This window comes from Mycobacterium sp. (genome assembly GCF_039583805.1).
In the GTDB taxonomy this organism is placed as follows: Bacteria; Actinomycetota; Actinomycetes; order Mycobacteriales; family Mycobacteriaceae; genus Mycobacterium.
The window spans coordinates 23,012-33,841 of record NZ_JAVKSH010000028.1 but is presented as its reverse complement, the minus strand read 5'-3'; the positions used below and the strand labels follow the sequence as shown (position 1 = coordinate 33,841).

At 71.1% G+C, this 10,830-nt stretch carries 7 protein-coding genes, 2 pseudogenes and 1 riboswitch; of the genes and pseudogenes, 1 reads left to right on the top strand and 8 read right to left on the bottom strand.

All coding sequences use genetic code 11. The features are described 5' to 3' along the window. Positions 1-82: 82 nt before the first annotated feature. The 6 genes from ABDW21_RS05695 to ABDW21_RS05670 form a co-directional block, all read right to left on the bottom strand. Entirely contained in the window at positions 83-358 is a 276-nt protein-coding gene (locus tag ABDW21_RS05695) for a hypothetical protein (RefSeq protein WP_343600578.1), read from the bottom strand. 10 nt (positions 359-368) lie between these two features. Beyond that, positions 369-1,853 (bottom strand): NAD(P)/FAD-dependent oxidoreductase, encoded by a 1,485-nt coding sequence (locus ABDW21_RS05690; RefSeq protein WP_343710177.1) that lies wholly within the window; start codon positions 1,851-1,853, stop codon positions 369-371. Between the two features lie 280 nt (positions 1,854-2,133). Continuing rightward, complete coding sequence (locus ABDW21_RS05685) at positions 2,134-2,751, bottom strand: alpha/beta family hydrolase (protein WP_343600580.1); 618 nt, start codon at positions 2,749-2,751, stop codon at positions 2,134-2,136. Further along, entirely contained in the window at positions 2,748-3,578 is an 831-nt protein-coding gene (thiD, locus tag ABDW21_RS05680; protein ID WP_343600581.1) for a bifunctional hydroxymethylpyrimidine kinase/phosphomethylpyrimidine kinase, read from the bottom strand. Before thiD ends, ABDW21_RS05685 begins: the two co-directional genes overlap by 4 nt. Next, a complete protein-coding gene (gene thiC, locus ABDW21_RS05675; protein WP_343600582.1) occupies positions 3,575-5,221 on the bottom strand; it encodes a phosphomethylpyrimidine synthase ThiC in 1,647 nt (548 codons plus the stop codon). The genes thiD and thiC overlap by 4 nt, the downstream gene beginning before the upstream one ends. Continuing rightward, positions 5,213-5,320, bottom strand: a riboswitch (TPP riboswitch). (Overlaps the previous gene by 9 nt.) Positions 5,321-5,350: 30 nt before the next feature. Beyond that, a complete protein-coding gene (locus ABDW21_RS05670; RefSeq protein WP_343710176.1) occupies positions 5,351-5,626 on the bottom strand; it encodes a hypothetical protein in 276 nt (91 codons plus the stop codon). Positions 5,627-5,689: 63 nt separating this feature from the next. Between ABDW21_RS05670 and ABDW21_RS05665 the strand changes: the two are divergent. Next, positions 5,690-5,764: pseudogene (locus ABDW21_RS05665) on the top strand (hypothetical protein); the annotation flags it as partial. On the opposite strand, the pseudogene ABDW21_RS05660 reads toward ABDW21_RS05665, so the two are convergent. Both ABDW21_RS05660 and ABDW21_RS05655 read right to left on the bottom strand, forming a co-directional pair. Further along, a pseudogene (locus tag ABDW21_RS05660) lies at positions 5,763-10,175 on the bottom strand (cation-translocating P-type ATPase); the annotation flags it as partial. The pseudogenes ABDW21_RS05665 and ABDW21_RS05660 sit on opposite strands and share 2 nt — an antisense overlap. A gap of 37 nt (positions 10,176-10,212) precedes the next feature. Further along, the gene (locus ABDW21_RS05655; protein WP_343600603.1) at positions 10,213-10,686 is read right to left on the bottom strand and encodes a hypothetical protein; all 474 of its coding nucleotides are present in this window, start codon (positions 10,684-10,686) and stop codon (positions 10,213-10,215) included. Positions 10,687-10,830 lie beyond the last annotated feature (144 nt).

Here is a 10,830-nt window from a genome sequence, read left to right as displayed (position 1 = left end):
TCCACCACCCCCACGAACTCCTCAACAACGAAGACGAGCACGACGACGAAACCGAAGACGACGACCCGTGATACGCGGTGGCTCAGAGTGTTTGCGCGTTGCGAACAGCGTTGCCACCCAGGTAGGCCAGGTAGCCGAGCAACCCGACCGCGGCAAGGCCCCGGGTCTTTCGGACGCTGAGACCCAGGCCGATTGCCGTTTCGATGCCGCCGTTGGTCAGGATGTGCTGGCGGGTGTTCCGGGGGAAGACCGGTCGGGTGATCGGATCGAACAGCTGCGGGCTGGCGAAATGCGACACACTGACTCCGGCCAGTGCCAGACCGGAAAGCACGGCGAGCCGAGAGCTCCTGCGTGACATGGGTTCTCCTCTAGGCGATCGTGTAGTCGCTGAGCGGGAATTGCGAGCCTTCGCGGACGGCGTTGCGCACCGAGGTCGGCCGCAGCAGGGTCGCCTCGCCGCTGTGGTTGAAGTAGTAGGACCGCGACGTGGCGCAGTTGCCGGCGTAGAACACCGATTTGTCCAGGTTGTGCGTCATCCGGTCCAGGAAACTGGCATTGGCTTCGTCGGTGACCTCGAAAGTGGTTGCTCCCCTGCGCTTGACCGCACCGAACAGCCGCTCCATGTGCCGCATCTGGTACTCCATCGTGTCGAAGAACGACAGACCCGAGAACGCAAAGGGGCCGGCCAGGCTGAGGTAATTCGGAAAGCAGGGAATGGACACGCCCTGGTGGGCCTGGAACCTGTTTTCCCGCCACCACTTTCCGAGGTTGCGACCCGCCCGGCCAATCACCTCGATGGCAGGGAAGTTGGCATCCCAGAGGTCGAATCCGCCTGCCAGCACCAGCGTGTCGATGACCGCCTTGTTCCCGTCCTTGGTGACGATCCCGTCGGGCTCGATCCGCTCGATACCGGCAGTCTCCAGGTGCACATGCGGTTTGGTGAAGCTGCGGTAGTAGTCGTTGGACCAACTCGCGCGCTTGCAGCCGATGTCGTAGTCGGGGGTGAGCTTGCGGCGCAACTCTTCGTCGCGAACCTGGATGAGCCGGTGAGCCTTGCATAGATCCATCGCGCTGATGGACAGTCGCCGGAAGTAGCGGTAGTTGAGCACGCCGGTGAACATCATGAACTCGAGCAGGCCGTCGGTCACCCACCTCAGCAACCGCTGGGTCAGCGGTACCCGGGCGAACAGGCGCTGCACGACGGGCGCGATCCGGAAGTCCACCTTAGGGGCCACCCAGATCGCGGTGCGCTGATACACCGTCAAGTCGGCGACCGTCTTGGCCAGCTCCGGGATCAGCTGTATCGCCGTGGCGCCGGTGCCGATCAGGCCCACGCGACGGCCCTGGAAGTCGTGGCCGTCGTCCCACGCCGTGGTGTGGACGACTTTGCCGCCGAAACTGGCGATCCCGGGGATGTCCGGAGTGTGCGGCTGGGACAGGAAGCCGGTCGCGGTGATCAGGTAGCGGGTCGTCAGCGTCTCGCCACCGGCCAATGTCACCTGCCACTGCTGGGTGTCCTCGTCCCAGCGGGCGCCTTCCACCGCGGTGTTGAACCGCATGTGGCGGCGTACGTCGTACTTGTCGGCGACGTGCTCCGCGTACCGCTTGAGTTCGGGGCCGGTCGCGAACAGCCGCGACCAGTACGGGTTGGGTTCGAACCAATACGAGTACGTGGTCGACGGGACGTCGACGGTCAGGCCGGGATAGCGGTTGACGTGCCAGGTGCCGCCCAGGTCAGCTTCACGGTCAAGGATGACGATGTCGTCGTAGCCGAGTCGCTTGAGCTGTATCGCGGCGCCTATGCCGCTCAAGCCGGCGCCCACGACGACGACATCGTGTGGTTGCGCGGTCATAGAAAATCAGTTTCTCACTGGACGGTGAGCTTGTCCCGGCGAGTTTGCTTTTGATGATATCGGCTCGATGTCGGCGCTCGGCCGTACCGACGGCCACTGCCGGCGCGCATCCGGGTTGGATGTCTGTGACGGGCGCGGCAATTCGTACCGGGTGGGGCGCAGGTGACGCGATAGGCTGACTTTGTCGCTGTGAGGCGGGCATGGGCGGCATGCCTCACTTTGCGGAGACTCCTGAGGCAGCTGTGACCAGTGCGAGATCCGAGATCGCTGAAGGCTGACGTCACACCACCAGCCGCAGTGCCGCGTCGACGGCCAGCGCCGGCACGTCGAGGGTCGTGGAACTCAGGTCGTGCCGGGCGCCGGCGACCGCGACGATCTCGGTCGGGGCGGGGATCAGCGCGGCGGCGGCGCGCACCTCCTCGAGCGAACCGAACGGGTCCGACGTGCCGTGGGTGAACACCGTCGGCACCGCGACCTCGGGCAGGTGCTCGGTGCGGACGCGCTCCGGCTTGCCGGGCGGATGCACCGGGTAGGAGAACAGCGTCAGCACGTCCACCGGCACCGAACCGCCGGCCACCACCATCGACGTCTGCCGGCCGCCGTAGGAATGCCCGCCGGCGATCAGCGGGCCGTCGGCGAGGCCACGGCACAACGCGATCGCCTCGACGATGCCGGCGCGGTCGCTCGCCGCCGAACCCGACGGCGGGCCGGTGGGCCGGCGCCGCCGGTAGGGCAGGTCGTAGCGCACCGCCAGCCACCCGCGGCGGGCCCACTCGTCGCAAAGCCGTTGCAGCAGAGCCGATTCGCGGCTACCACCAGCGCCGTGGGTGAGCACAACCACCCCGGTCGGGCTGCCGTCGGGTTCACGCGCCACACCGGCGATCGCGTCGAGGTTCACGGCGAGAGCCGAAACAACGCGGACACCGGGCCGTGCCCACGCCCCAGCGGATAGGCGGCGCGCAGGCAGGCGGTCACCCACTGCTTCCCGAACGCGACGGCGTCCGGGACGGCATAGCCGTGCGCCAAAGCGCAGGCCACCGCGGCAGCCAAGGTGTCGCCCGCGCCGTGATCGTGCGCGGTGCCCACCCGCGGCGAGCTGAACTCGTGGAAATCGTTGCCGTCGAACAGCAGATCGGTGCTGCGGGCCGAATCGGGCAGATGCCCGCCCTTCACCAGCGCCCACCGCGGCCCCAGGTCGTGCAGTGCCCGCGCCGCCGCGCGCTGCGATTGCGCGTCGACCACGTCGACACCGACCAGCAACCGCACCTCGTGCAGGTTGGGTGTCACCAGCGTCGCCAGCGGAAATAGTTGCCCGCGAAGACAATCCAGCGCCGACGGATCCAGTAGCGCGTCACCGTGCATGGATGCGCACACCGGGTCGACCACCAGGGGAACCGCCAGGTCGAGCCGGCGCCACGTACCGGCGACGGTGGCGATGATGTCCGACGACGCCAGCATGCCGGTCTTGGCCGCCTGCAGGCCGATGTCCGCTGCCACCGCGTCGATCTGAGCAGCGACCACACCTCCGGGCACCTCGTGAAAGTCTGTGACGCCCAACGAATTCTGTACGGTCACCGCCGTGACGGCGCAGAGCGCATGCACACCCAGCAGGGCGCAGGTGCGCAGGTCGGCCTGGATTCCGGCGCCGCCGCCGGAGTCCGACCCGGCGATGGTCAGCACCCGCGGCGGCGTCTCGCCGGCAGCGGACAGCGGCAGGAAGCTCACTGGGAGATCGGCAGATACACCCGATTGCCGTGCTCGGCGAACTCGGCCGACTTTTCCGCCATCCCCTCGGCGATAGCCGCTTCGATGGCTTCCTCGGTGTCCAGGCCGTGGGCTGCTGCGTAGTCGCGCACATCCTGCGTGATGCGCATCGAGCAGAACTTCGGGCCGCACATCGAGCAGAAGTGCGCGGTCTTGGCCGGCTCGGCCGGCAGCGTCTCGTCGTGGAACTCCCGCGCGGTGTCGGGGTCCAGCGACAGCGCGAACTGGTCGTTCCACCGGAACTCGAACCGCGCCGTCGACAACGCGTCGTCGCGCTGCTGCGCGCTGGCGTGACCCTTCGCCAGATCGGCGGCGTGCGCGGCGATCTTGTAGGCGATCACCCCGTCCTTGACGTCCTTGCGGTCCGGTAGCCCCAGGTGCTCCTTGGGGGTGACATAGCACAACATCGCGGTGCCGGCCTGGGCGATGATCGCCGCGCCGATCGCCGACGTGATGTGGTCGTAGGCCGGGGCGATGTCGGTGGCCAGCGGGCCCAGCGTGTAGAAGGGGGCCTCCTCGCACAGCTCCTCCTCCAGCCGCACGTTCTCCACGATCTTGTGCATGGGGACATGCCCCGGGCCCTCGATCATCACCTGCGCGCCATGGGCTTTCGCGATCGTCGTCAATTCGCCCAGGGTGCGCAACTCGGCGAACTGCGCGGCGTCGTTGGCGTCGGCGATCGATCCCGGCCGCAGCCCGTCACCCAGCGAGAACGTCACGTCGTAGCCGGCGAAGATGTCGGCCAGCTCGTCGAAATGCGTGTACAGGAATGACTCCCGGTGGTGCGCCAGGCACCAGGCCGCCATGATCGACCCGCCGCGGGACACGATGCCGGTGACCCGCCGAGCGGTCAGCGGCACGTAGCGCAGCAGCACGCCGGCGTGCACGGTCATGTAGTCCACGCCCTGCTCGCACTGTTCGATCACGGTGTCGCGGTAGAGCTCCCAGGTCAGCAGCGTGGGGTCGCCGTTGACCTTCTCCAGCGCCTGGTAGATCGGCACGGTGCCGACGGGCACGGGCGAGTTGCGCAGGATCCACTCCCGGGTCTCGTGGATGTCGCGGCCGGTGGACAGGTCCATGATGGTGTCGGCCCCCCAGCGGGTCGCCCACACCATCTTGTCGACCTCCTCGGCGATCGACGACGTGACCGCCGAATTGCCGATATTGGCATTGACTTTCACCGCGAACGCCTTGCCGATGATCATCGGCTCGCTCTCGGGGTGGTTGTGGTTGGCCGGGATGACCGCGCGCCCGCGGGCCACCTCGTCGCGCACCAGCCCGGCGGGCAGGCCTTCGCGGGCGGCGACGAACGCCATCTCGGCGGTGATCTCGCCGTCGCGGGCGCGCTGCAACTGGGTGCCGCGGTCGCGCACCACGCCGGCCCGGGCGGGCAGCCCGCCTTTGAGGTCGATCACCGCGTCCGGATCGGTGTAGGGCCCGGAGGTGTCGTAGAGGTCGAAGTGGTCGCCGGTGGACAGCTGCACCCGCCGGAACGGCACTCGCAGGCGAAAACGGCCGCCGGGCGCCTCAAAGTCGCGGTACACCTTGGTGCTGCCGGAAATCGGGCCGGTGGTGACGGACGGGTTGACAGACAAAGCGGTCACTTGTGATCTCCCTACGACGGCATTACCCGATCAGGTTCCTACGGTCGACGGCACCGAACCGTCCTCTCAGCGCACTGGCGCGCTCCCGCGACGTCACCCACGCTAGCGCAGTTTCTCGCACACCTCTGCCTACACCTCTTCGATGGCTTCGCCGAGTTCTGCGAGCAGCCGGTTGTGGTGGTTGCTGGCCAGGATGTGTCCGGCGGCGATCACCAGGGCGACCGGCCAGTCGATGAGCTCGAACACCGCCAGCGCGGCCAAACCGCCGTAGTAGGCCAGCTGCTCGGGCGGCGGAACCTGCAGCTGACCCACCACCGGGAGGTTCACGGCGAAGCTCTGACCCGCGCGGACGTGTTCGACGGCGTCGCGCTGGGATGTGGCGCGGCGCGATTTGTTGTCGACCATCTTTTGCCTTCCTGACATGTCGGGTTTGCCGTCGAGCCGGGTGACGTCGTCACCGTCGGACGTATGTCGACGACGGATGCTCTGGCTGAGCCACTAGCGTCAACGCTGGCCGTCCTGCTGACCGAGCCGGTCGTCGAGCTGTACGCGGCGCTGTGGCGGCTGGGCGTCGTGGAGGTGATGACGCCTGCCCGGGCTGCTCAGCCTCGTCAGCGTCGGCGCCCTGACCCGCCAGCATGCGGGTGGCGACGGCCACCGCGACGGTCGCCACCGCGGCTGAGCCCAGCGCCTGCCCCCAGGCGAGCGGACCGAGCGGCGTGCAGCCGAGTAGCTGGCTGACTCCCGGAATGCTGATCAGCGTCGCCATCGCGCCCAGCGAGCCCACCGCGGTGAACACCACCAGCGGGGCGTGCGAGTCCAGCAGAGTCTGCCCCAGCTGGGCGGCCACCAGCGCCACCAGCGCCGCCGTCGACGCGCGCTGCGGCCGGCCGGTGACTCCGGCCATCGTCCAGGCCGCGGTGGCGGCGGCGGCGGTGGTCGCCCCGCGGACGGCGACCGCGCGCCACAGCGCCTGCTGATCCGGACCCCGTCCGGCCCGGTTGCCGGCACCGGTGGTCGGGCTGACCGCCAGCGCGGCGGCGGGCAGCGCGTCGGTCAGCATGTTGACCAGCAGCAGCTGGCGGGTGTTCAGCGGCGAGTTGCCGGTGATCGCGCTGCCGATGACCGCGAACACCACCTCGCCGGCGTTGCCGCCGAGCAGCACCGACACCGCCGCCTGTACCCGCCGCCACAGTTCGCGGCCTTCCTCGACGGCATGCAGCAGCGCCTCGATGCGCCCGTCGAGCAGCACCATGTCGGCGGCGACGCTGGCCGGGTCGCTGCCGGCTGCGACGACGGCGATGCCGACCGTGGCGGCGCGGATGGCGGCGGCGTCGTTGGAGCCGTCACCGACCATCGCACAGACCTTGCCGGCGCGCTCCAGCGTCTGGACGATCTGGACCTTGTTCTCCGGTGACATCCGCGCGAAGATCACCCGCTCCACCACCGCGCGTTCCTGGTCCTTGCGGGACAGCGCATCCCACTCCGCGCCGCTGATCACCTGGTCGGGGCCCACCGGTATGCCCAGTTCGCGAGCGATCGTGGTGGCGGTGATCGGGTGATCGCCGGTGATCAGCCGGATGTCCACGTCCCGCTGGGCGAGCGCCGCCAGCAGCTCGGGTGCTTCGGCGCGCGGCGTGTCGGACAGCCCGAGGAACCCGGTCAGCGACAAACCGTCGCGGCACAGGTCGTCGATGGCGTCCTCGTCGTCGGCGACCAGCCGGGCCTGCCGCGGCGACAACCGCCGGCGCGCGACGGCGATCACCCGCAGGCCGTCGCCGGCGAGCTCGCGCACGGTCCGGTCCAGCTGCCCGCCGGCGCCGCCGCAGGCCGCCAGCACCACTTCCGGTGCCCCCTTGACGGTCAGTTCGCCACCCCATACCGAGGCCGAGAACGACCGTCCGGAGCGGAACGGCAGGTGGGCGTCGGGTTCGTCGGCCGGTCCCGCGCCGCCGGGAACACCGTCGGACGCCGCGGCCTCGATGATGGCCCGGTCGGTGGCGTGCACCTGCGGACCGCCGTCGGACATCGGGGCGGCGTGCACCGCGCAGCGCAGCACGTCGCCGCGGGTGTGGTCCCCGACCGGGTGCACAAGCGCGACCCGCAGCCGGTTCTCCGACAGCGTCCCGGTCTTGTCGAAACACACCACTTCGACACGGCCGAGCGCCTCCACCGAGCGTGGGACCCGCACCAGCGCGCCTACGTGCGTCAGCCGTCGGGCCGACGCCGCCTGCGCGAGCGTGGCCACCAGCGGCATTCCCTCGGGGACCGCCGCCACGGTGACGGCGATGCCGCTGGCCACCGCCTGGCGCAGCCCCTTGCGACGCAGCAGCCCCAGCCCAGTGACCAGCGCACCGCCGGCCATGCTGACCGGGAACGCCCGGTTGGTCAGCTGGCTGAGCTGGTGTTGCAGCCCGACGGGCGTCAGCTCACCGGATGCCAGTTCGGCGGCGCGGCGGGCCTGGGTGTCGGCGCCGACTGCGGTCACCAGCGCGACCGCGGTGCCGGCCACGACGGTGGTGCCGGCGAACACCATGCAGCGGCGCTCGGCCAGCTCGGCGCCCGGCGTCGCCTCGACCTGCTTCTCCACCGGCAGCGACTCGCCGGTCAGCGTCGCCTCGTCGACTTCGAGGTCGTCCTCGTTGAGCAACCGGGCGTCGGCGGGCACCACCTCGTGGGTGCGCACCTCGATGACGTCGCCGGGCCGAAGTTGCGCGGCGATCACGTCGGTGTAGACCGGCGTCCCGTCGGGCCCGACAGCTACCGTGCGGGCCGGCGGAATCTGTTGGGCGAGCATCTCGTCCAGCCGGCTCTCGGCGCGCAGCCGCTGGCTGGCGGCGAGCACGGCGTTGCCGCTGAGCACCGAGCCGACCAGCACCGCGTCGACCGGGGAACCCAACACCGCGCTGGCCGCCGAACCGAGCGCCAGCACCGGGGTCAACGGGTCGGACAACTCGGCGCGCACCGCCTTGGCGAAGTTCCACAGCGCCTGTCGCGGCCGTCCGGTCAGTTCCGCGCCGCGCGCAGCGGTCTGCATGGCGCGCGCCGCCAGCGGCCGCGGCGACGCCTGCGCTTCGGTGTCCGGCGGCGGCAGCGCCCTGCGGACCTGGTCGACCGACATGGCGTGCCACTCGTACACCGGCGCCGGCCGCGGCGCGGGGGCGCGCAGCACCTGACGGGCCAACCAGTGCCCGGACAGCAGACCGGCGGCCGCGCCGGTGGTCACCGGGCCGGGGCCGCGGCCGGCGACCCCCGGAAGCATCAGCAGCGCGCCCAACGCCGACGCGCCGGTCGAAATCTCGATCCCGCGCCGGGTGGCGGACTTGGCGGCCGGCAGCGCGTGCAGGATGCGCCACGCGGCCGCGAGGTCGGGCAGCAGGATGTCGGCATACCAGGGCGGGGGATCGGAACTGTCGTGGGGCATCACGCCCAACGCGACGTCGGCCGAGGACAGCGCTTGGCCGCCGGCCGAGGACAGCACCGCGACGGCGTGGCCCTCGCGGTGCAGCTCGGCCAGCGCACGGGTCAGCGCGTCGTCGACGGATCCGCCGCCGAGCGAGGCGAGGTTGTCGAACGCCGGCCGCAACTCGTCCAGGGCGTCGACGTCGACGGAGTTCAGTTCCACCCCGGCCCGGCGCGCCTCGGCCAGCACAGCGGAGGCCAACGGGTCGTGGGCGGGGCCGACCAGCGCCTCGACGCCCTCGTCGAATCCCGGAACGGGGTAGCACCCCGGCTCCAGGTTGCTGTCGTCCAGCAGCTCCTGGGCGCGGTCCCAGGCCGGCGGGAGCTCGTCCTCCCCGGCTCCGCGCACCCGCACCACCCGCAGGGTGTCGGTGCACAGCACCCGGGGATCGATGAGCAGCGCGTCGACCTTGTCCAGCCGGCGCAGGGCAGCCGGGCGCAGCGGCAGCACCGCGTGCTGGTCGGCCAACCCCTGGCCCAGGGTCGCGGCGAACGACTCGCGGGTGGTGCGCAACGCCTTCGGCGTCGTCACCAGTGCCGCTGTCCCCGCCATGGTCGCACTGCGGGTGGCGGTCCCGACCAGGCCGGCGCCGAGCGCCTGCGCGAGCGCGCTGCGCTGTGCGTGCCGTTCCGCCGGCCCGTCCGGCAGCGGCACCGGGCGGGACGGGGGATGCACGCCGGAGTGGCCGGCATGACGGGCCAGCTGCGGCTCGTGGCGTTGCCACGCCTGCGCTCCGGCGCGGCATTCGGCCGCCTTGAGGGTTTCCACCATCAGGTCCACCGCGAGCGACGCCGGCGAGAGCGAGGCGACGTGCGCGGCCGTGGTGGCCAGCGTCATAACGGTGTCGGTCGCGGACACTCCGATGCGGTCCTCGAGCAGGCGGCGCAGCCGCGGCTGGTAATCGACGGCGACCACCGCCGCCTCGACGCTGGCCGGCAGCTGCGGCCAGCGCAGCATCCGGCCGGCGACGGCTGCCCCCATCCCGACGGCGGTTGCGCCCAGCGCCACCGCCTTGCCGGCCATCAGCAGGCCGTCACCGGGCAGCGGTTTCGGGCGCGCCGCGGCGGTGCCGCGGCGTTTCTCGACGGCGTCGACCGCGCGGCACAGGTCCTTCAGCGAGACCTGCTCGTCGTCAAGTTCGACGACGACCCGCGACAACGGGCGGTTCAGCCTGGCCGAGGCGACGCCGGGCAGAACACGCACGGCGTCGACGACGGCGCGCCCGAGCGCCGCGCCGCCGGGACCGTCCAGACCGCGCACCGCGATCCAGGCGCGGCCCCGGCCGCGCCAGCAGTGCCGGTCCAGCGGCGGCGGGCCGGGCAGCCCGCCGGACAGCGCCCGGGCACCTTCGCGGACCGGGATGGCGGCGATGGAAAGTCCGGTGGAGGTTGCCGTCGCCAGTGTCTGTGCCGCCGCTGCGGCGGTGTGCACGGTGACGCCGGCCAGCGCGGAGGTCGCGTGCACACCCATCGCGACAGCGCGCAGCGGCATGGGCAGACGCACGGCTCCGACGGTACTCAATCCGGCGCTAACGGCGGCTGCGCGACCGGGTACTGGGCGATTGGGTGCTGGGCGATTGGGTGCTGGGCGATTGGGTGCTGGGCGATTGGCGCGCCGCCGTCCCGGTGGCCGCGGCCCGTCGCGGCGGAGCCGAAGGGGCCGACGAAGTGGCAGCGGCTCTCACCGGCGTGGCCGGTGCACTCCGGCCGTTCGACCCGTGCTTGAGCTGCCGTAACAACAACACGCCGCCGCCGACCGCCAACACCACCGGCCACTCGACCAGGCCGACGGCGCCGAGCGCGCCCAGCGTCAGCGCCGCCGCCGGCGTCGACCGGCTTCCGCTGCTGATGCCCCGCTGCACGCCGGCGATCGCGCCCGTGACGCCGCCGACGACGCCGTTGACCGCGGCGCCGCCCACCGCGCCGGCCGCCGCGGTGGTCGCCTCCGCGGCACGGCCCACCGTCCGACCCACGCGGCGCACCGCGGCGTCGACGACACCCATGATCACTCCCTGCTCGCTGTTGTCCTGCTGCGATAGCTTCGGCGACGACATACCCGCAAACCACCAGGTTTCACAGGTTCGGCCCGATTCCGCGCAGCACCCCCGGATTCTATGGCCGGGGCGGGCAAAGGTACAGGGAAAGCA